This is a genomic window from Actinacidiphila rubida, assembly GCF_900110255.1.
Classification (GTDB): domain Bacteria; phylum Actinomycetota; class Actinomycetes; order Streptomycetales; family Streptomycetaceae; genus Actinacidiphila; species Actinacidiphila rubida.
This window is the reverse complement of the sequence record NZ_FODD01000001.1, coordinates 179,579-199,547: the sequence shown is the minus strand read 5'-3', so window position 1 is coordinate 199,547 and position 19,969 is coordinate 179,579. Positions and strand designations below refer to the sequence as shown.

At 73.3% G+C, this 19,969-nt stretch carries 16 protein-coding genes and 1 pseudogene; 5 read left to right on the top strand and 12 right to left on the bottom strand.

Features of this window, described 5'->3' with window-relative positions:
* Positions 1–103: 103 nt before the first annotated feature.
* Together purU and BMW99_RS00890 are read right to left on the bottom strand one after the other, a co-directional pair.
* Complete coding sequence (gene purU / locus BMW99_RS00895; protein WP_079138549.1) at positions 104–1,045, bottom strand: formyltetrahydrofolate deformylase; 942 nt, start codon at positions 1,043–1,045, stop codon at positions 104–106.
* Positions 1,046–1,193: 148 nt separating this feature from the next.
* Positions 1,194–1,640 (bottom strand): SCO4402 family protein, encoded by a 447-nt coding sequence (locus BMW99_RS00890; RefSeq protein ID WP_069464391.1) that lies wholly within the window; start codon positions 1,638–1,640, stop codon positions 1,194–1,196.
* A gap of 331 nt (positions 1,641–1,971) precedes the next feature.
* Between BMW99_RS00890 and BMW99_RS00885 the strand changes: the two genes are divergently transcribed.
* Entirely contained in the window at positions 1,972–3,051 is a 1,080-nt protein-coding gene (locus BMW99_RS00885; RefSeq protein ID WP_245791117.1) for a type 1 periplasmic-binding domain-containing protein, read from the top strand.
* A 255-nt stretch (positions 3,052–3,306) separates the two neighbouring features.
* Here BMW99_RS00885 and BMW99_RS00880 read toward each other — a convergent pair whose 3' ends face one another.
* Both BMW99_RS00880 and BMW99_RS00875 read right to left on the bottom strand, forming a co-directional pair.
* Positions 3,307–4,755, bottom strand: coding sequence for a hypothetical protein (locus BMW99_RS00880; RefSeq protein WP_075016049.1), 1,449 nt, complete (start codon positions 4,753–4,755; stop codon positions 3,307–3,309).
* Between the two features lie 442 nt (positions 4,756–5,197).
* Positions 5,198–6,577 (bottom strand): transcriptional regulator, encoded by a 1,380-nt coding sequence (locus tag BMW99_RS00875; RefSeq protein ID WP_069466689.1) that lies wholly within the window; start codon positions 6,575–6,577, stop codon positions 5,198–5,200.
* 208 nt (positions 6,578–6,785) lie between these two features.
* Between BMW99_RS00875 and BMW99_RS00870 the strand changes: the two are divergent.
* From BMW99_RS00870 to BMW99_RS00860, 3 genes and pseudogenes are all read left to right on the top strand, one after another.
* Positions 6,786–7,439, top strand: a pseudogene (locus BMW99_RS00870) (bifunctional DNA primase/polymerase); the annotation flags it as partial.
* Between the two features lie 687 nt (positions 7,440–8,126).
* A complete protein-coding gene (locus tag BMW99_RS00865) occupies positions 8,127–8,999 on the top strand; it encodes an ABC transporter ATP-binding protein (protein WP_079138653.1) in 873 nt (290 codons plus the stop codon).
* Positions 8,996–10,723 (top strand): transporter, encoded by a 1,728-nt coding sequence (locus BMW99_RS00860; RefSeq protein WP_069465031.1) that lies wholly within the window; start codon positions 8,996–8,998, stop codon positions 10,721–10,723. The genes BMW99_RS00865 and BMW99_RS00860 overlap by 4 nt, the downstream gene beginning before the upstream one ends.
* A 78-nt stretch (positions 10,724–10,801) precedes the next feature.
* Here the strand turns inward: BMW99_RS00860 and BMW99_RS00855 are convergent, their stop codons facing one another.
* A complete protein-coding gene (locus BMW99_RS00855) occupies positions 10,802–12,064 on the bottom strand; it encodes an MFS transporter (RefSeq protein ID WP_079138652.1) in 1,263 nt (420 codons plus the stop codon).
* A 175-nt stretch (positions 12,065–12,239) separates the two neighbouring features.
* Here BMW99_RS00855 and BMW99_RS00850 point away from each other — a divergent pair, with 175 nt between their 5' ends.
* A complete protein-coding gene (locus BMW99_RS00850; RefSeq protein ID WP_075016048.1) occupies positions 12,240–12,842 on the top strand; it encodes a CGNR zinc finger domain-containing protein in 603 nt (200 codons plus the stop codon).
* Positions 12,843–12,860: 18 nt separating this feature from the next.
* Here BMW99_RS00850 and BMW99_RS00845 read toward each other — a convergent pair whose 3' ends face one another.
* From BMW99_RS00845 to BMW99_RS00815, 7 genes are all read right to left on the bottom strand, one after another.
* Positions 12,861–13,415, bottom strand: coding sequence for a hypothetical protein (locus BMW99_RS00845; protein WP_143080507.1), 555 nt, complete (start codon positions 13,413–13,415; stop codon positions 12,861–12,863).
* Between the two features lie 86 nt (positions 13,416–13,501).
* Complete coding sequence (locus BMW99_RS00840; protein WP_141726150.1) at positions 13,502–13,795, bottom strand: hypothetical protein; 294 nt, start codon at positions 13,793–13,795, stop codon at positions 13,502–13,504.
* A gap of 153 nt (positions 13,796–13,948) precedes the next feature.
* Positions 13,949–15,292, bottom strand: a complete 1,344-nt coding sequence (locus tag BMW99_RS00835) for a hypothetical protein (protein WP_075016046.1) — start codon at positions 15,290–15,292, stop codon at positions 13,949–13,951.
* On the bottom strand, positions 15,289–15,564 hold the full coding sequence (locus BMW99_RS00830; RefSeq protein WP_069463770.1) for a hypothetical protein: 276 nt from the start codon (positions 15,562–15,564) through the stop codon (positions 15,289–15,291). The genes BMW99_RS00835 and BMW99_RS00830 overlap by 4 nt, the downstream gene beginning before the upstream one ends.
* Positions 15,565–15,880: 316 nt before the next feature.
* Complete coding sequence (locus tag BMW99_RS00825) at positions 15,881–18,871, bottom strand: BTAD domain-containing putative transcriptional regulator (RefSeq protein WP_069463771.1); 2,991 nt, start codon at positions 18,869–18,871, stop codon at positions 15,881–15,883.
* A gap of 97 nt (positions 18,872–18,968) precedes the next feature.
* Entirely contained in the window at positions 18,969–19,496 is a 528-nt protein-coding gene (locus BMW99_RS00820) for a TadE/TadG family type IV pilus assembly protein (protein WP_079138444.1), read from the bottom strand.
* On the bottom strand, positions 19,493–19,945 hold the full coding sequence (locus BMW99_RS00815; protein WP_069463772.1) for a TadE/TadG family type IV pilus assembly protein: 453 nt from the start codon (positions 19,943–19,945) through the stop codon (positions 19,493–19,495). The genes BMW99_RS00820 and BMW99_RS00815 overlap by 4 nt, the downstream gene beginning before the upstream one ends.
* Positions 19,946–19,969 lie beyond the last annotated feature (24 nt).

Here is a 19,969-nt window from a genome sequence, read left to right as displayed (position 1 = left end):
GGGCTGAGGGGCCGGAGAAGGGCCCGAGCGGGCGAGGAGCGTCGAACGGGCCTGGTCCGTGCGGGTACTTCCGTGCGGGTACTTCCGTGCGGGTACTGACGCCTCAGGCGAAGACGACGGTGCGGTGCCCGTTGAGCAGCACCCGGTGCTCGCTGTGCCACTTCACGGCACGCGCCAGCGCCTGGCACTCCACGTCGCGGCCGACGGCGACCAGTTGCTCGGGCGTGACCTCGTGGCCGACGCGCTCGACCTCCTGCTCGATGATCGGCCCCTCGTCGAGGTCGGCCGTCACGTAGTGCGCGGTCGCGCCGATGAGCTTGACGCCACGGGCGTGGGCCTGGTGGTAGGGCTTGGCGCCCTTGAAGCTCGGCAGGAAGGAGTGGTGGATGTTGATGATCCGCCCGGACAGCTTGCCGCACAGGTCGTCGGAGAGGACCTGCATGTAGCGGGCGAGGACGACGAGTTCGACGCCTTCCTTCTCCACCAGTTCCAGCAGCAGGGCCTCGGCCTCGGCCTTGTTCTCCCGGGTGACGGGGATGTGGTGGAACGGCACACCGTAGGAGGTGGCGAGGTCGCGGAAGTCGGTGTGGTTGGAGACGACGGCGGCGATCTCGACCGGCAGCGCGCCGATGCTGCTGCGGAACAGGAGGTCGTTGAGGCAGTGGCCGAACTTGCTGACCAGGAGCACGATGCGCATGCGCTCGTCGGAGGGGTGGATCGCCCACTCCATCTGGTAGGCGCCGGCCACGGCGGCGAAGCTCGCGCGGAGCTTGTCCGCGGTGACCGCGGGCTCGGCGGAGAAGTGGACGCGCATGAAGAACAGGCCGGTGTCCTGGTCGCCGAACTGCTGGCTGTCGACGATGTTGCAGCCGGTCATGAACAGGTAGCTGGAGACCGCGTGCACGATGCCCTGCTTGTCGGGGCACGACAGCGTGAGCACGTACTGCGGGCGCGGCTGCTCGGCGGCCCGCTGCGGTGCCTGCTCCTGCTGCGCGGACTGCTGCCGCGCGGCGGGCCCGGCGGCGGGCGACGGCTGTTCGTTCACGCCGCAAGCCTCGCACAGGCGGGCCGGCGCGGGCAGACGTGTCCGGCACGCGGACGGGAGTCCGGCGCGGGGGCGTGCGGTGGGACCACCCGTGACGGGCCGGCGCGTGGTGGGAGTCCCCGGGTGGGTCGGCTGTGCGCCGGGTGCGTCACGCGGTCCGGTTGAGGATCGCCAGGACCTCGAGCGAGCGCGGCGGGGCGTCGACGTCGTCCTGGTCGGCCGTGGCGAGCCTCACATGGGCCTCGCGGGCGGCGTTCACGGCCTCGGGCCAGGCGGGGTGGTCGAGGTACGCCTGGACCGGTGCGTCGGCGCCGACCTGGTGGAGGATCTTGAGGACGCGCAGCACGGCCACGTCGACCAGAGCCGCCTCCTGGGCGTCCCGGAATATGGTGCCGACGTACTTCTCGGCGGACCAGTTGTCGAGCCACGTGTCCTCGACCAGGCGGTACACGGCGTCGGTGACGTCGCCGTAGCCCGGCACGCCGGCCTGCCAGACGTCGCGCTGGAAGACCGGGTCGCTGATCATGTGCAGCGCGGAACGCACGTTGCTGCGCCAGCGCCACCACGGCATGTCGTTGTGCGGCATGCCTCCCATCGTGGAGGAGCGGCGGGCACGACGGGAAGACTTCTCCGAACCTTGCACGGTCCCCGATCGTACGCACTCGAACACCAGCACCTGTAATTCACCCGAAAGTGACCGCTCGTTCCCCTCGGGTCACCCCCACGTTGGGACGAAAACGGAATCTTCCGGAGACATGACTGAACAGCGTGTGCGCGGGACCCGCCGGGCCGCCGTCGCTCTTGTCGCCACATCCGCGCTGCTCAGTGCCTGCGGGGTCCTTCCGGGGGGCACGGGGGGCTCCCCGGGCCCCGTGGTCGTCATGACGTGGGCCCCGGTCGACACCAATGCGACCAATATGCCCGGAATGCTGGCAATGGCCCAGGTGTACGAGAAGTACGCCAAGGACCACGACAGTTTCGGCGGCCGTCCGCTGAAGGTCCTCACCTGCAACGAGCGGGACGACATCGTCGCGGTCAGGAAGTGCGCGCAGGAGGCGAACGACGCGGGCGCGGTGGCGGTCGTGGGTTCGTACAGCGAGAAGGGCGCCGACTTCATCTCCGCCCTGGAGACGTACGACATCCCGTACATCGGCGGCTTCGGCATCACCGAGGACGAGTTCCAGAGCGTGGAGTCGTACCCGATCAACGGCGGGCTGCCGGCGCTGCTGGCCGGCAACGGGCGGCAGCTGGCCGACCTGTGCAAGAAGGTGACGCTGGTCCGCCCGGACACGACCACCGGCGACCAGTACCCGTTCTTCCTCGACGACGGCCTGCGCGCGGGCGGCAAGGCCGACGCCAAGGACCTGCGGACGCCCGACAACGCGACCCAGTACTCGGACGTCGCCGCGACCGCGGTGGGCCGCAACAAGACGACGGACTGCGTCTCCGCCGTGCTCGGCGACCACACCAGCACCTTCTTCGACTCGCTGCGGCACGTCACCGACGAGCCGCTGAAGGTGCGCGTCTCGTCGGTGCTGGGCAGCGTGACGCAGTCCCTGGTCGACTCCACCGGAGGCGCCCACAGCCCGCTGGAGAACGCGTACGTCACCGGCTGGTACCCGCCGTCGAGCGACCCGGAGTGGAACGAGATGAAGGCGGCGGTCACCAAGTACGCCTTCAACGACGACCGGATCGACGTGGACGACCCGGGCGCGCAGACCACGTGGATCGCGTACACGGTCCTGGACAAGGTCGTGTCGGCGATGAAGGCGAAGACCGCGGTCACGCGGGCCTCCCTGCAGCACGCGATGGACCACACCACGAACCTGTCGACGGGCGGGCTGACGCCGAGCCTGGGCTGGACGGAGGCGGACACCCGCGGCATCGTCGGCTACTCGCGACTGGTCAACACCAAGGTCACCTATCAGCAGGTGAGCAACGGACGCCTGGTGTCGGCCCGGCCCGGCTTCATCGACCTGACCGCGACGCTGTCGCAGGACCACTGACGACCGCCTGACGGCCACCTGATGCCCACCTGACGCCGGACGGACGGAGAGGGCCCGGAGGTTCCACCTCACAAGGGTGCGGACCTTCCGGGCCTTTCGCGTGTTTCCGGGACACTCCCGGCCCACCGGGTTCCGGGGTTCGGCCGCTGCTCTGCCCCGAAGGGCGTCGAGGAGGGCGTGACGCCCCTACGGCCGCCCTTCAGGCGGCACGCGGGGGGCACGGGACCAACAGGGACCTGCCGGCCGGGGAACGGGTCAGAGCTGGCTGTACTGGCGCTCGGTGAGGCCGTACTGGCTGGCGATGGCGTTCCACAGCTTGACCGCGCGCTTCTTCTGCTCGGTGGCCGAGCCGCTCTCGCGGTTGGCGGTCTGCAGCTCGTTGGTGCTGTGGGCGTGGCCGCCCTTGCAGACCTTGGGGTTCTTGGCCTGGTCGGCCCAGCTCGCGTAGTGGCTGTCGGCGGAGGCCGACGCGTGCCACGCCTTGGTGAGCGCGTCGGTGAGGTCGGCGTGGCCGGGAAGCTTGTCCACCGACAGCGTGCCGAGCTTGGTCACCAGGCCGTTGCGCTGGCCGGCCGCGGCGCGCAGGTCGCCCGCGGCACCGTCGAGGTTGTCGCAGTTCTTGATCGACTCGACGGCGTTGACGACCGAGCTGCGGCTGCTGCCGCTGGTCTTGAGCAGCGCGTCCAGGGCCTCGGCCTGCTGCTTGGCGGCGTCGCCGGAGGCGGAGCTGCCGCTGGCGGAGGCGCTGGGCGTGCCGGCCCCGGTGGACTGCTTGCCGCCCGCGTTGTCGGCGCTGGCGTTGCCGCCGCTGTTGAGGAGCCCGCCGACGACCAGGCCGGCGACCACGCAGCCGGCCACCACGATGCCGATCAGCACCTTGGGCGACATCTTGCGGCGGCCGCCGTCGCCCGCGTCGTCGTAGCCGTACTGCGGCGGCTCGTAGCCGCCCTGCTGGCCGTAACCGGGTCCGCCGGGGCCGGGGCCCTGGCCGTACCCCTGCGGGGCCTGCTGGCGGTCGTGCGGCTGGATGATGTGCGGCCGCACCGGCGCCGGGCTCGGGACGTCCTGGCGGAAGAGGTGGTCGTAGTCGCTGTCGTGCTGGACGCCGGACTGCCCGTCCTGGGGGGCTCCGCCGAAGTCCTGGCCACCGAAGTCCTGGCCGCCGTACCCCTGGTCGTAGCCGGGCTGCTGGCCGTAGGGCGCGGCGCCGTAGGAGGCGGGCTCGGCGTTGTCCTGCTCCTGGAATATCGACAGGGGCAGCGCCTGGGTCGCCTCCGCGGGGGCCTCGGGCTGCGGGCCCTGCGGCGGGGTGGGGGGCAGGTACGGCTGGTGGGGCGGCTGCTGCGGCGGGACGGGCGGCACCCCGCCCTGCATCTGGGCCGGCTGCGGCGGCATCATGGGCGCGCCGCCGGGGTAGGGCGGCAGCATCTGCGTGGCGTCCGCCACAGGGACCGACGCCATCGGGTCGGCGGGCGGCATGCCGTGCGCCGGAACACCGCCCGGGTAGGGCGGCAGCATCTGCGTGGCGTCCGCCGCAGGGGGCGGAAGCGGGGCTGCGCCGGGCGCCGGCGTGCTGCCCCAGGGCGTCCCGGCGGCGGGCTGTACGTGCTCGCCGTACGTCATCGGCGGCTGGCCCTGGCCCGAGGGGAGGACGACGCCCCGGTACGGTTCGGGCGATTCCTCGCCGCGTCCGCTGCTGTGCATCGCCGTACACTCCCGCCTCTGTGAGCCGTCTGCCTGTGGTCGCAACCAGCGGCCACGCTACCCGGTCAATCCCGGGCCGGACCACGTGCCCGAAAGAGTGAGCGGCAGCACACACCGCGCGTCGACGGCGACGGGCGGCCTACCACCCGGTAGAGGCGGCTTTGCGCAGGGGTTTGCCGGGCCTGCGGATGTCTGGTGTCGGTCCGGTAACGATTCGGTGCGCAGGCCCAGTTGCGGTCGTTCCGGCAGGGCGGTGCGTGCCTCGTGCGCGGGTCGGCCCACGGCCTGTCAGGCGCCCCGTCCGCCCGCCCCGTTCGACATCCCGTCACACGCCGGGTGAAGGCCTCGTCAGGCGCCCGACGCCCGACGCGCCCGCCCCGGCCACGGCAGGGCCCGGACCCCGTCCACCGGGCGCAGGGCGGTCAGGGGCGGTCAGGGGCGGTCAGGCGGCCTCACGCTCCTCCAGTCGGGCGCTGAACTCGCGGACGACGGCCTCCCCGGCGTAGGGCTCGAGGCGGGCGCGGAAGTCGTCCAGGTACTCCGCGCCGCGGTCGGAACGCAGGCCGGACAGCAGGGTGACGGCCTGGGTGCCGGTGTGGCAGGCCCGTTCGAGGTCGCGTTCCTGCACCTGGGCCTCGGCGAGCAGCAGCAGGTCGATCGCACGCCGCCTGGAGCGGGTGACGGGGTGCAGGGCGAGGGCCTCCTCCGCGCGCCGGGCCGAGTCGGCGGACTGGCCCAGATCCCGGTGGCAGTGGGCGAGTTCGTCGGCGAGGTACGCCTGGTCGAAGTGCGCGATCCAGACGGGGTCGCGCTCGGGCTCGGAGCGCTCCATCGCCTCGACCGCCTGGCCGGCGACGGCCTGGAAGGTGCGGGCGTCGCCCATCAGGGCGTGCCCGCGGGCCTCCGCGGCGTGGAACATCGCCTGCACGGTCGGGGTGACCTGACCGCGGGAGCCTTCCTGCGCGGCGCGCGCGAGTTGGGCGATCTCGCGCGGGTTGCCGAGCGAGGCGGCGAGGTGGCTCATGCTCGCGGCGAGGATGTACCCGCCGTAGCCGCGGTCTCCGGCGGCCTGCGCCAGGCGCAGCGCCTGGATGTAGTACCGCTGGGCCAGGCCGGGTTGGCCGGTGTCGACCGCCATGTAGCCGGCCAGTTCCGTCAACCGGGCGACGGCGGAGAACAGTTCCCGACCGACCGCCTCGCGGTAGCTCCCGGCCAGCATCCCGGACACCACGCTGTTGAGGTAGTGCACGACGACCGGCCGCACATGGCCGCTGCCGAAGCGGTGGTCGAGATCGGTCAGCGCCTGTGTGGTGGCCTTGACCGCCTCCACGTCCGACATCCCCACACGGGCGCCGCCGTTGCGCGCCACGCCCTGGTCGGGCCGGGTGATCAGCCAGTCGCGGCTGGGCTCGACGAGCGCGGAGGCGGCGACGGTGGAGCCGCTGAGGAAGTCGCGGCGGCCGACGTCGCTGCGCCACAACTCGCAGACCTGCTCGATGGCCGCGGGCACGGTGGGCGCGAAGGTCAGGCCGATGCCGGTCGCCAGGTTCTTGCCGTTGGCCATGCCGATCTCGTCGATCGACACCGCCCGGCCGAGTTTGCGCCCGAGCGCCTCGGCGATGATGCCGGGCGCCCGGCCGCGTGGCTGCTGGCCGCGCAGCCAGCGGGCCACGGATGTCTTGTCGTAGCGCAGGTCGAGGCCGTGCTCGGCCCCGCACAGGTTGACCCTGCGGGCCAGCCCGGCGTTCGAGCACCCCGCTTCCTGGATGAGCGCCTGCAGCCGTTCGTTCGGCTGCCGGGCCACCAGCGGTCGTGCGGCCATCGTTCCCCCCTCGTCGTCCCTCCGAGGCGTCGCTTCCCGCCCACCGCCGGGACAACGCGCACATTGGCGGCGATTCACCCTCATAGGGCGACTTCGCCGCTTCGAGTTGACTACCCGTGCACGGCCGTGGTGCCCGTCTGCGCCCCCGGCCGTGCATCCGTGCGCCTGCCATGAGCCGCACGTGCCCGGCGGCCCGTAACCCCCGCTGATGAGGGGAGTTGTGCAGCGCGTGGAAGACACCCTCGGAGCGCCGCGGCAGCTCACCGGCCAACTGCTCGACACCGCGGTCCGTTACGCGGAGGAACGGAACTGGGACGTGCTGCCCGGTACGTGGCTGGAGATGACCGGGGGCGCGGCGCCGCGCTGCTCCTGCACCTCGGCCGCCTGCCCGGCGCCCGGCGCGCACCCCACGCGGCCCGACTGGGCGACGCAGGCCAGCGGCAACGCCGCGGAGGTGCGCAGGATGTGGAACGGGCAGCCGCACGCCTCGGTACTGCTGCCGACCGGGCGGACGTTCGACGCGATCGACGTGCCCGAGAGCTCCGGCTTCCTCGCCCTGGCCAGGATGGAGCGGATGGAGCTGCCGCTCGGGCCGGTGATCTCCACGCCCGCGCGCCGGATGGCGTTCTTCGTGCTGCCCGGCGCCACGGCCAAGGTGCCGGAACTCCTGCGCCGCCTCGGCTGGGCGCCGGACTCCCTCGACCTGCTGGTGCGCGGCGAGGGCGACTGGATCGCCGCGCCGCCCACCCGGATGTGCGCGGGCGGCAGCGTCCAGTGGGCCCGCCGGCCGACCGCGGTGAACCGCTGGCTGCCGGACGTGGAGGAGCTGCTGAATCCGCTGGCGTACGCCTGCGGGCGCGACGCGGCCGATCCGCGGACCACGGCGCCCGCCGCGCCCACCCCGTTCTTCCCGCCCACGCGGGCCGCACGGGCCGCACAGGCCGCGCCCGGCGGGCGGGGCACGGTGGGGGGCACTGTGGGCGGCGTCGGGGGCGTGGGGGCGCAGGCTGGGCGGAGCGCGGCGGCTTCGCGGCGGCGCTGAACCGGGCCGTCGGGGACGCGGCGGCGGAGCGCCGGGACCACCGGTCCGCCGGTCCGCCGGTCCGCGCCGAGGACGGCCCGGGAAGTCGGGGACGCGGCGGCGCCGACCCGTGTCGCGGGCGCTCGACGGCGCCGATCGGTACGGCGCGTTCCGGGCCGCCACGCTCGGGACGGCCTCCCGCGGCGACTCCGCACGATCCCTCACCTCCCCTCGCGGGTCGGCCTCCCCCGCGCCGACCTGGGCGAACTCCCCTGCCGGCGAGGGGCGGACGGGCCGTTCGGCGGCCGCGATCCCTCAATAACCCCTCAGGTCGATCGTCACTGTCAGTGGTGCCCCCTAAGGTTGCGGTAACGACGATTCGCGGCGATCGGCGTGCGGGACGGGCCGGGTACGAGGTCCGACGGCCCGGACGTCCGGCGACGCGTGACGGACGGGCACGGCACGAGGCACGGGACGCGGGCCGCGTCGTGCGTCGTGGACGGGGAGACACGGGGAGAGGGGCGCGCCATGGACGGGTCGCAGGGTTCCGGCGGGACCACGCGCGGCGAGACCGCTCGCCTGGAGCCGTACTACGGCGGCTCCGCGCGCACGGACGATGACGGCGGGGACGGGCCGCCGCCCGCCGTTCGGGTGCGCGGGCTGTGGAAGCGGTTCGGCGAGCAGGCGGCCGTGGCGGGGATCGACCTGGAGGTGCCGGCGGGCCGCTTCGTGGGCCTGGTCGGGCCGAACGGTGCGGGCAAGACCACCACCTTGTCGATGGTGACGGGCCTGTTGCGTCCGGACGACGGCGCCGTGCAGATCGTCGGACGGGACGTGTGGGCGGATCCAGTGGCCGTGAAGTCCCGGATCGGCGTCCTGCCGGAGGGCCTGCGGCTGTTCGAGCGGCTGACCGGGCGTGAACTACTCGTCTACACCGGCCGATTGCGCGGTCTGCCCATCGCCGAGGTCGAGCGCAGAACCGGCCGGCTGCTCGACGTCCTCGACCTGTCGGGCGCCCGGCACAAGCTCGTCGTGGACTACTCGACGGGCATGCGCAAGAAGATCGGACTCGCGGCCGCGCTGCTGCACAACCCCGAAGTCCTCTTCCTCGACGAGCCGTTCGAGGGCGTGGACCCCGTGTCCGCGCAGGTGATCCGCGGCGTGCTGGAACGCTACACGGCCACCGGCGGCACGGTCGTGTTCTCCTCCCATGTGATGGAGCTGGTGGAGAGCCTCTGCGACTGGGTCGCGGTGATGGCGGGCGGCAGGATCGTCGCCAGCGGCCCGCTCGCCGATGTGCGCGGCACGGCACCGACGCTCCAGGACGCGTTCCTCGCCCTGGTCGGCGCGGAGCGCGGCGGCGGGCAGGACCTCGACTGGCTGGGCAGGGGCGGGCGATGACCGCCGCGGGGTCCGTCGCCGGGACGGAACGTCCCGGCCGGCGCGCGGGACGCCCGCCTTCGGTGGTGCCGGTCTTCGTGCGGCTCAAGGTGTCGGTGCTCCGCAACGGGCTGCGCCAGTCGCGCGGCCGCACCGTCGGCTGGGTGGTCGGAGTGGTGTTCTCGCTGCTCTACGCGCTCGGGCTCGGCATCGGCATGATCGCGCTGCGCGGCAACGACTACGCGCCCGCCGCGGCCGTCACCCTCACACTCGTCCTGGGCCTGGGCTGGGCGGTGATGCCGCTGTTCTTCTTCGGCGGCGACGACACGCTGGACCCCACGCGCCTGACCATGCTTCCGCTGCGCCCCCGGCCTCTGATCACGGCGCTGCTCACGTCGTCCCTGATCGGCGTCGGCCCGCTGTTCACGCTGCTGGCCTCGACCGGCGCCGTGGTGGCCGTCGCCCACGGCACCGCGGCCGTGGCCGCGGCGGTGCCCGCGGTCGCCCTGGTGCTCGTCACCTGCGTCGCCCTGTCGCGGGCGGTCGCCGCGGCCAACACCCGGCTGCTGACGAGCCGCAGGGGGCGCGATCTCGCCCTGCTCAGCGGCCTGGTGGTGGCGGTGGGCGCCCAGCTGGCGAACCTGGGGGCCAGCGCCCTGTCCTCGGGCCACGGCCTGCACCGGATGACCTCGCTGACCGCGGTGCTCCGCTGGATACCGCCGGCACCGGCCGTGGACGCCGTCCGCTCGGCCTCGCGCGGGGCGTACGTCCTCATGGGCGTGCAGTTCGCGTGCGGCGCCGCCTTCCTGGCGCTGCTGCTGCGCTGGTGGCACCGCAGCCTGACCAGGCTGATGGTCTCGCCCGACTCCTCCACGATCCAGGCGGCGGGACCGGAGGGCGCGCAGGCGCCGGGCCGGACCGGCCGGGTGATCCGCCTGGGCCGCGCGGGGCGCCGTGCGAGCGCCTCGGACGGCGGGGCACGTTCCCTGGGGGTGGTGGACCTGCTGCCGCGGCGGCTGGTCGCCGGGCGGACGGCACCGGTGATGGAGCGCCAGTTCCACTACCTGTGGCGTGACCCGCGCTCGCGGGCGACGCTGGCCACGGGCTTGGCCGTCGGCCTGCTGCTGCCGCTGGTCGCGGTGGTCCAGCACGGCACGATCTACCAGTGCCTGTGGGCGGGCGGCCTGCTCGGCATGCAGATGTACAACCAGTTCGGCACGGACAGTTCCGCGTTCTGGATGGTCGCCGCGACGTTGGGCACCCGCGAGGACGCCGTCAGGGAACTGCGCGGGCGCGCCCTGGCGTTGGCCGTCATCGCGGTGCCGTACACCGCGGTGGTCACCACGGGGGCGGCGCTGCTGCTCCGCCGGACGGATGCGCTGCCCGAGACGCTGGGACTGTCGCTGGCCTTCCTCGGCGCGCTGATAGGAACCGGTGCCTACGCCAGCGTCCGCTTCCCCTATGCGGTGCCGCAGGACAACCCGTTCGGCAACGCCGCACCCGGGCAGGGCGGGCTGGTCGTCCTCAACGTCCTCGGCGGAACCCTGTGCGGAGCCGCGCTGTGCCTGCCCGTCCTGGCCCTCACCGTCGCCCTTCATCTGACGGACAACCACGGTCTGTTGTGGATGGTCCTGCCGTGCGGCGCCGTCTACGGGCTGATGGTGGCCTCCGCCGTGCTGCGCTGGACGGCACCGCGGCTGCTGGACCGCCTCCCGGAGATCCTGGCGGTGGTCGCCCGCACGTAGGGCGACCACCGCGGGCACAACAGGGTCAACGGGGTCAACAGGGCCCAGGCGTATCGGGGTTGATGGCCCTCGGAGCGTTCAGCCGTCGAGGACGCCCTTGCTCTTCCGGCGGTTCGGGCGATCGGTCGCCCAGGCGAGCAGGGCCAGAACGGGCATCGCGGCGCCCAGCGCGGTCGCGGCCGTCCAACCGCCGGCGTGGTAGGCGTACGAACCCGCTTGGGAGCCGACCGCGCCACCGAGGAAGAAGGTGGCCATGTAGGCGCTGTTGAGCCGGGCACGGGCCCCGCCGTCGAGCTGGTAGACGACCTGCTGGCCGAGGACGAGGGTGGTCTGCACCGCCATGTCCAGCACGACGGCGGCCGCACCGAGCGCCAGGATGTGGTGCCGTCCGATCGCGGCCAGTCCGAAGGCGAGCGCGGCGACGACGAACGCCGCCGCCGTCATGGGCCGGACCAGGCCGCGGTCCGCCCAGCGCCCGGCGAGCGGCGCGGCCAGCGCACCGCCCGCGCCGGCCAGCGCGAACAGGCCCACCTGCCACTGCGCGTAGTGGAACGGCGCCGCGGTCAGAACGAAGGAGCTGGTGGTCCAGAAGACGGAGAAGGCACCGAACATGGCCGCCTGGTAGACGGCCCGGCGCCGCAGCGGCGGGTGGACCTTGAGCATCCGGGCGGTCGACCGCAGCAGTGCGCCGTACGTGAGCGACGCCGCGGCCTGCCCGGGTGCGCGCCGGGGCAGCGCGGTGCGCAGGACCAGCGTCAGCACGGCCATGAGCCCCGCCGACGTCAGGTACACCACCCGCCAGCTGGTGGCGTCCGCGAGGAGGCTGCCGAACGTGCGGGAGAGCAGGATGCCGGTGAGCAGTCCGCTCATCACCTGCCCGACGACCCTGCCGCGGCTCTCGTCCGGCGCCAGGTCGGCGGCGAACGGCACGAGTATCTGGGTGACGACGAGCGTGGTGCCCGACACCAGCGAGGCGAGCACGAGGACCGGGAAGTCCGGCGCCAGGCCGGAGACGATCAGCGCCACGACGGTGAGGGCCAGCAGCACGGTCGCGAGCCGGCGCTTCTCCAGGACGTCGCCGAGCGGGACGAGCAGCACCAGGCCCAGCGCATAGCCGAGTTGGGACGCGGTGACGAGGCTGCCCGCGGTGACCGACGAGATCCCGAAGGTCGCGCGCAGCTCGCTCAGCAGCGGCTGGGCGTAGTAGAGGTTGGCGACGGTCAGACCGCAGGAGACGGCGAGCAGCACGATCAGGCTGCGGGGCGGCCCGCTGCTGGGCGCTGCCGTCGGCGCGGGGTGCGCGAGTCCCTGCTGGCGTGCGGTGTCGGCGGGCTGGGACATCGGGGCCTCTCTGCGTGGGCGGCGGGCGAGCGGCGTCGGGATGCCGGGGCGATGCGAGGGGTGCTGCCGGGTGCTTGGGCGCCTGGGTGCGGGGGTTGCGAGCTCGAACCGGTTAAACCGGTTCTCCGGTCGTTGACGGTACCAGTTAAACCGGTTCGGGCAGTAGGCTGACCGCATGACGGACATCGCCGCAGCACCGGTCGTCGAGCCGGTTTCCGGTCCGGCCGCGCGCTTTCGCGAAGGTGCGGGCCGGCTGTGCCTGGACTTCGTCCGGACGCTCCGTTATCGGGGCACGCCGGCGCAGAAGGAGGAACTGGTCGACCCCGAGGCGCTGGCCGAGTGGGTACGGCAGTTCGGCACCGATGACGGCCGGCCCGTACCGTCGCCCGACGACGCCCAGGTCCGCGAGGCGCGGGCACTGCGGGAGGCCGTCTACGCCCTGCTGACGGCGGCACTTGAAGGCGACGTGGTGGGCCCCGCGGCCCGCACCCGCCTGAACCGGGCCGCCGCGGCACCCGTTCCCGTCCCCCGCCTCACCGCCTCGGGCGCCGTCACCCGGACCTCGGACGCACCGGTGGCGGCAGCACTCTCGCTCGTCGCCCGTGACGTCCTCGACCTCGCGACGTCCCCCGCCCTGCTCGCCCGCCTCCGCCCCTGCGCGTCCCCCACCTGCGGCGCGCTGTTCCTCGACCACTCACGCCCGGGCACCCGCAGGTGGTGCTCGATGGACATCTGCGGGAACCGCGCGAAGAAGGCGGGGCTCAAGGCCCGGGTCTGACCCGGGCCCCGCCACCTCTCAACTCCACTGGAACGTGGACATCACCGCGTCGAAGAGATCTGTCGCCGTACGCGTGAACGCGCTGTCCGGATCGCCGTCCCCCGCCGTCGAATAACTCACGGCCAGCCAGCGGCCGGAGTCGCCCGGGACCGCGAGCACGTAGTCCACATGCCGTGAACTGGCATCCACTTCGGGATCCGAGCCGTCCGGCCCGGCCACGTACTCCCACCGCACCGCCATCGCCTCCCCCGCCAGCCGCAACTCCCCCGCGTCACCGGCCCTCCGGTCCCCGGCCAGTCGCGCCAGCACGAGTTCGGCCCGGGGCTCGCCACCGGCGACTTCGCGCCCATCGTCGTCTTCGCCCCGGACGATCTCGGAGACCAGGAACGAGGAAGCCATCAGGGTGCGGCTCCGCACCCGTGCCGGCACGTACAGGTCCAGCCCGCCGGCCCGCCGCGCCTCCTCGACCATCCGGTCGACCTTGCGCCGCACATGCAGCCGGTACGCCATCCCCTGGTCCCGCGGCACCCCCGCCGGGATCTCCTCGATCCCCCGGAACACCTTCTCGTCCAACGCTTCGCGCGTCCCGCCGCGCAACGGAATCCGCACCCATCCGGGCGGCAGCAACAAACTGTACGTACCGGGCGGCACCACCCCGTTCACTCGGGCACCCCCGCGTGCTTCGCCCCGCGGCGCATGCGGAACCGTGCGACGGTGGCGACGAGGGGGGCGACGAACGCCGCGGGCAGGAGCGAGAAGGACCCGGTGAACGCCAACGCCCAGGCGTTCAGCACCCCGCCCAGCCAGACGTAGGCAACCACGCCAGACAGCCAACCTCGCGTGAGGTACACCCCTCGCATGCCGCGCCAGACCAGCACTTGGCCCACCCCTGCCAGGCTGAACATCACCAGCTCGAATTCCAGCTTCGTGGGATTCCACAGCCTCGATGTCATGGCGAACAAGCAGAGGCCAACCGGCGCCACGAGGGCTCCCAATCGGATCAGCTTGTCGCTCCGCGCGAGTAGCGGGTCATGGGACGTCTCAGTGTCGAACACAATCACCTCGCACGATCGCCGGGCCCGCTCCAAGGGCACAGATCATCACCCTCACCACGCGCTCCCCACTTCCTTGCTGCATCGGTTCTTGAGGTCCCCGTACGGGCCGAAAGCGGGCTTCTGCGGAATGACATCGCTGCTACCGAGCAACTTGTCAGTTCCGTCGCTGGCGGAGGCCGCGATCCACGCCCCCTTGAACATCCGGTGAGCCCGCTCCGCCCCGTTGCTCGCTCGCTGCACCTCCGGGCTGCGCGGGTACGCGGCGCGCAGGCGCTTCACGTCCTTGAAGTGGTTGGCCTCCTCGACGTCGCCGCCGACGGACGCCGCCTCCCAGCGGGAGGCCTGGGCCATGGGGACGGCGGCTTCGGACTCGGCCGCCTCGCGGCCCACACGCTGGTTCGCCGCGCGAGCGATGTTGCGGGCGTGGCGGGCCCTGGACCGCTCCGCCCGGGTGGCGCCGCGGCGGTTGACGACGGCGGAGGCCCGGTCGCGCAGGGTGCGCGTCGCACGGGCGGAGTTGGCCGCGGCCTCCTCCTCGGCGGCGAGTTGGGCCGCGAGTTTCGTGGCCTCGCGGACGCCACGCAGGCGGTTGAGGGCCACGGTGCCGATCCGCATCGTGAGGAGGCCGAAGACGTCCATGGCGATGTCCGCCCAGGAACCGTCACCCGCGGCGGCGAGCAGCAGGTGGCCGGAGAGGACGCCGACGGAGAGCCAGATGGCGAGGCCGGCGACCCAGCCCGCGGGAGTGGTGGCGATCGCGACGAGGGCGATGACGGTGGCCGCGTAGCTCATCGCGTCGACGGCGAGGGAGATCGCACCGCTCCAGTCGTCGACGGCGTCCTTGAACCATTCCCAGGGGCTGTCCTTGATCTTGTCGTCGATCTCGTGCCGGATGAGGGCCGCGTAGTGCGCGGCCCGCTCCTCATGCTGGGCCACTACCTTCGCCAGGGAGGCGCGGTGGCCCTGGAGAGGGTCGTCGCCACCGGAGCCGTGCTCGTTGCCGCCCCCGCTCTCGTGCCCGTGCCCGTTCTCGTCCAGCCCGTTGACCTCGGCGACGGTCCGGGCGTTGCGCAGGATGCGGTCGGCCTCGGTCTGCAGGTCCTCCAACGCGTGGGCCCAGCTGGTGAGATGGCCGTGCACGCGCTCGTAGCGTTCGGCGGTCTCGCGCAGGTGGACCTCGAGGCCGTCCGCTCCGTGGCGGAGCGCGTCGGCGTAACGGCCCTTGAGGCCGTCGCCCTGTCCGATCACGCGGAGGTCCCTGGCCTCGCCCCGCAGCATCAGTGCCACCTGACGCATGTGGGCGACCTCGTCGAGGATCGCGTCGGGGTCGCCGGGCACGGGGTCGGAGGCGGCGAGGGGGTGCCAGTCGCGGGGGCGGCGGCGGTGCCGGCTCACCCGGTCTTCGCCAGGTGCCGGTCGGCCTCCCGGAAGGTGTCGCGGGCCGAACTGACCAGTCCGCCCACGGACTCGATGCTGCTCAGCAGCTTCTTCCGGTACCAGGACCAGTTGTCGACGAAGGAGTCCATGGCGCCGGAGACGGCACCTGAGCCCCAGACGTGCCGGAGGTCGTCGCGATGGTGACGGATGCCGCCGAACTCGGCGTGGAGCTGGGCCAGTAGCCGCTCCGCGTCGGCGAGCACGTCATCGGTCACCCTGAGGTCGGTCATCGGCGTACCGCCGACCGACGCAGTCCGTTGTCGCTATGCACTGCCTGACAACGGTCCGGATCTCCCCGCTGGTTACGGCCACTTCGGCATATGCCAGCCCATCGGGTAGTCCTGACGCCGCCATCGCCCCGTTCGGGTCGGCCGAGGGCGTGCGGGTGACCTCCCACGTCAACGCGGCGTGCGGCCGGACACGCCCGTGGAGTGCCATGTGCGGAGCCCCTTGTCGCCGACGTCCTCGGGCGTCAACCCAAGCGACCGCGGCGACACCGCGGAGATCGTCGACGCCTCCGCGGTCCCACAACCTCTCCGGAAGAGGTCAGTTGGCGATGCTCCCGCGCCAGGCCGGGAGGAGTTCGTCGAGGAGGGCCTCGACCCGCGGCGGCAGGCCCCGGCTGGGGCCGCTCACCGCTTGGCTGCGGGCGATCAGCGACTGGGCGGCCGCGTCGAGGCGGGCCGGGTCGCCGGTGGCATGGGTGGCGCGGAGGAGTTCGAGCCACAGGCGTTCGTCGTCGGGCGACACGGCCAGGCCGGTCTCGATCGCGGCCACCGCCGCCTTGGGCTTGCCCGCGTCGAGGTGCAGGGTGCTGAGCGCCAGGGCGATCTCGGCGACCAGCACGGGGTGCTGCGCGTCGACGATCTCGTGGCCGAGCCAGGCGTAGCGGCCCGGCGCGCGGTCCTCGATGAGCCGCCCCCGCGCGAGGGACAGCGCGTCGGTGAGCAGGCGGCGGCGCGCGGTGGGGTCGGACGCGGCCGAGCCCTCGGTGGCCTCGTGGTGGAGGGTCTGCAGGACGTCCCAGTCGGAGACGACCGAGGTGGCGAGCACGATGCGGCCGGTGCTGTCGAAGGACAGCCGCGCGGAGCCGCCCGGGTCGGGGCCGAGCCAGTCGCGCAAGCGCTCGATGAGGGCGTCGCGGACGTCCTCCGTGACGCCGCGCGGCCACAGCGCGGAGGCCAGGACGCGGGGGTGCACGCCTTCGCGGTGCAGCAGGAGCAGGGCGAGCGCCTCGTGCAGCAGCTGGCTGCGTTCGGCCGCGGGTGCCTCGATGCCCATGACCTCGAACGGGCCGAGCAGCCGGGCGTAGACGCCGGGGCGGCCCTGGTCGCTGAGGTCCACCAGGAACGGCGGGGCGTCGGGGCCGGGGCCGCCGTCCTCGCCGCCGGCTTCGCTGAACAGCCGCAGGACGGCGTGGTACTGGTCGGCGGGCAGCATCTGCGCCTCCAGGTCGAGTCCGAGGAGGGGGGCGAGCAGCCGCCCGTTCGCGGTGACTTCGAGTTCCCACGCGGCACCGGGCAGGTCGGCCCGGCCGGCGGCGACGAGGTAGCCGATGCCCAGGCGTCCCGCGTCGGCGGCGAGTTCGGCCAGCTTCTCGGCCTCGTCCTCGGTCGGCTCGACGGCGAGCAGCACGAGGTGCGGGGCCCACTGGGTGTGCTGGGCGCGTCCCGTGCGGCCGGTGAGCACGCTGTCCTGTCCGGCGGTGCGCAGGGCGCCGGCGCGCTGCGCGGTCTCGGCGGACATGGTCTCGATGACCTCGGGCACGTCGGCCAGGTGGCGGACGCGGGCGGGAGCGAGGGCGGTGAGGTCCTCGGCGAAGCCGACGAGGGTGACCGTCATCCGGTCCGACCAGCCGTTGGTGGCGAGTTCGGCGGCGACGGACGCGAGGACGGCCTCGCGGTCGCCGGGGGAGCCGGTCAACGAGACGATGCCCGGCACCGCTTCGAGGTTGAGCAGCAGCCGCGCGCCGTCGAGGGTGCCGAGCGCGACGAGGCCGGGGTACGGCGCGGCCGCGGACACGTCGTCGTCCTCGCCGAGGTCGGCGCGGTCCAGCTGCCAGAACGTCTGGTCCTGGCCCAGGCCCCAGGGCGCCGGCGGCTGGCCCTCGGGCCAGGCGAGCTGGAGGTGCAGCGCGTCGTCGGTGAGCCAGGCGGCGTAGACGGTGGGCAGCTTGCGGCCCTCGGCGTCCAGTCGCGCGGACAGTGAGCGCAGGGCGCGGTCGAGGAACGCCACGGTGTTCTGGTCGGCGCCCACGCGCAGCGCGTCGGCGGCGTCGGCCTGCGCACCGGTGGGGGTGCGCGGGGTGCGCAGTCCGCCCGCGGTGACGGACTGCCACAGGGCGGTGCGGCGCCTGCGGCCGAGCGCGGCGAGCAGGCCGGCGGCGAGCAGCGGGGCGCCGATGAGGGCCTCGGACAGGCCGAACCCGTGGGTTCCGGCGGACGTGATGCCGCTGAACACGGCGGTGACCGTGGACTCGGCGTGCGCCGCGGGCGCGGCCTCGGCGTGTTCCGGTGCCGCCTCGGCCTGCTGGCCGCCACCGCCGCCGGCTCCCGAGCCGCCACCGGCACCGCCGGCACCGCCCGCCTCGTGTGCGGGTGTCTGCACGGAGGCATGCGCGCCTTCCGCGGTGGTGTCCTTGGCGCCGCCGTGCTGGGCGTAGTGCTGCACGTCGGAGGCGACGTGCGGGGCCGCGACGGGCATCTCGACGAGGTCGCCGCCGTGCGCGTCGGCGGGCATCTCCATGACCCATCCGGGCCGGATCAGGCTGGCCTGGGAGAGGCGCGAGCCGTCGGGCTGCACGCGGTCCTTGTTGAGCTCGTAGATCTCCTTGTAGCGGCGCCCGTCGCCGAGGTGGCGCTGCGCGATCTCCCACAGCGAGTCGTGGTGGCGGCCCTCGGGGGGGTGGATCCGGTAGAACTTCGTGGCCTTCTGCGTCGTCTGCCCGGCGCCCTGGGAGGCGGCGGCGTGCTGCGCGCCCTGCTGCTGCGGCACGGCGGTGCCGGCCTGGCGGGCCTGGTGCTGCCCGGGCGTCTGCTGGGCGCTGGCCGCGACGCCGGGCCGGGCCTGGCTCTCCACCTGGTGGTGCTGGCCGAGGCTGGACAGCCCCGGCACCAGGCCGGCGGTGCTCACGCCGACCAGCAGCAGCGCCGCGACGAGTTGCCGGGCCAGCAGCTGGCTCGCGCCGGAGCCGGGCACGCGCTGCGGCATGCCGACCCCGGAGATCACCGCCTTGGCCTCGACGAGGACGCACGCGGTGAACTGCGCCCAGGCCAGCCACACCACGACGGCCAGCGTGTTCAGGAAGGTCGTGGAGGTGATGGGCTGGTTGACCAGGTCGGAGTTGAAGTGGTGCGGGAGCGGCGAGCCGATGAAGTAGAGCAGGGCGCCCGGCACACCGACGACCAGTACGGCCAGCGCGAGGAACGCGCCCAAGGCCCGTACGAAGTCGCCGAACGTACGGCGCTGGCGCGGCGGACGGGCGGCCGCTGCTCCCTGCTGCGCTCGGTTACGTCCCGTGGCGGTCGTGCGTGCCATGGCGGGTTCCTCTGCTTCCTCTGCCTTCGCGGTGGTCTTCGGGGGTGTGTCGGGGTGTTCGGGTCTTCGCCGGTCTCGCGGGTCTTCGGTGGGGCGGTCAGTTGGCGGGTCCGGTCACGGACTCGGCGGCGGCCGTTCCGTGGACGACGATGTCGTGGTCGTAGAAGAACCCGGAGAGCATGGGCCGGTAGGTGATCTGGACGATCACCTCGACGCGCTGCGGTCCGGTGTTGGGCGTGCAGTGGGTGGCGTCGACGTCGGCCTGGTCGAGCCCGGAGTTCTTGGCGAACCACTGGACGCGCATGTCGCAGTCGCCGTCGTTGATCACGGGCTGGGTGCCGGCGGGTGCGTTGCGCAGTGCCTCGACGTCGATGTCCTGCGCGGCGTAGCGGGCCGCCTGTTCGGCGATGTCGGCGGCGCGCTCGCGCTTGGAGATGGACAGGCCGCCGTCGACGACGAACGCCGCGAGCGACATGAAGACCAGGGCGAAGATGAGGACGGCCGCGGCGCCGGACCCGCGGTCGTCGCGCAGTCTCGCCCGCACGCGCCGGCCGAAGTGCGCGAGAGCGCGGCACCTGGACGGGGACGGGGAGGGGTTCCGGGTCGTGACGGCCGTGTCGCTCATGACTGCACCGCCCGGCGGTAGGGGTCGAGGGGGGCGGACGCCTGGGACGTGAGGGTCTTGCGGATGTCCAGGCCGAGTGAGCTCAGGCCGCGGATCTGGCAGCTGAGCGTGATCGTGAACAGCTCGCCCGGCTTGAAGTCCGAGTCCTGGTGGATGGTCAGCGTGCCGGACACGCACGTGTCGTTGAGGTCGGCCTCGGCGGAGGCGCGCGCCTCCTGCATGGCGCTGCCCGCGTCGCGCTGCAGCGATCCGGCGCGGGCGGCGTCGCGAGCCGCGCCGTCCACGGCACCGCGCCCGTCGACGAGTTGGCCGAAGGCGACCAGGACCAGCACGAACAGGATGATGACCGGGGCGAGGATCACCACTTCGACGGTGGAGATGCCGCGGTCACCGCGTGGTGCCGCCTGCCATCGGGCCGCGCACCATCGCGCGGCCTTCCTGGTCCACATCTCCTCAGCCCCCGCTGTGTCCAT

What these genes read in the sequence shown, in the direction of transcription:
- BMW99_RS00890 (WP_069464391.1), bottom strand. Translation starts at nt 1,640, where the DNA reads ATGGGAGGCATGCCGCACAACGACATGCCGTGGTGGCGCTGGCGCAGC.
- BMW99_RS00885 (WP_245791117.1), top strand. Translation starts at nt 1,972, where the DNA reads ATGCTGGCAATGGCCCAGGTGTACGAGAAGTACGCCAAGGACCACGAC.
- BMW99_RS00880 (WP_075016049.1), bottom strand. Translation starts at nt 4,755, where the DNA reads ATGCACAGCAGCGGACGCGGCGAGGAATCGCCCGAACCGTACCGGGGC.
- BMW99_RS00875 (WP_069466689.1), bottom strand. Translation starts at nt 6,577, where the DNA reads ATGGCCGCACGACCGCTGGTGGCCCGGCAGCCGAACGAACGGCTGCAG.
- BMW99_RS00865 (WP_079138653.1), top strand. Translation starts at nt 8,127, where the DNA reads ATGGACGGGTCGCAGGGTTCCGGCGGGACCACGCGCGGCGAGACCGCT.
- BMW99_RS00860 (WP_069465031.1), top strand. Translation starts at nt 8,996, where the DNA reads ATGACCGCCGCGGGGTCCGTCGCCGGGACGGAACGTCCCGGCCGGCGC.
- BMW99_RS00855 (WP_079138652.1), bottom strand. Translation starts at nt 12,064, where the DNA reads ATGTCCCAGCCCGCCGACACCGCACGCCAGCAGGGACTCGCGCACCCC.
- BMW99_RS00850 (WP_075016048.1), top strand. Translation starts at nt 12,240, where the DNA reads ATGACGGACATCGCCGCAGCACCGGTCGTCGAGCCGGTTTCCGGTCCG.
- BMW99_RS00840 (WP_141726150.1), bottom strand. Translation starts at nt 13,795, where the DNA reads ATGACATCGAGGCTGTGGAATCCCACGAAGCTGGAATTCGAGCTGGTG.
- BMW99_RS00830 (WP_069463770.1), bottom strand. Translation starts at nt 15,564, where the DNA reads ATGACCGACCTCAGGGTGACCGATGACGTGCTCGCCGACGCGGAGCGG.
- BMW99_RS00825 (WP_069463771.1), bottom strand. Translation starts at nt 18,871, where the DNA reads ATGGCACGCACGACCGCCACGGGACGTAACCGAGCGCAGCAGGGAGCA.
- BMW99_RS00820 (WP_079138444.1), bottom strand. Translation starts at nt 19,496, where the DNA reads ATGAGCGACACGGCCGTCACGACCCGGAACCCCTCCCCGTCCCCGTCC.
- BMW99_RS00815 (WP_069463772.1), bottom strand. Translation starts at nt 19,945, where the DNA reads ATGTGGACCAGGAAGGCCGCGCGATGGTGCGCGGCCCGATGGCAGGCG.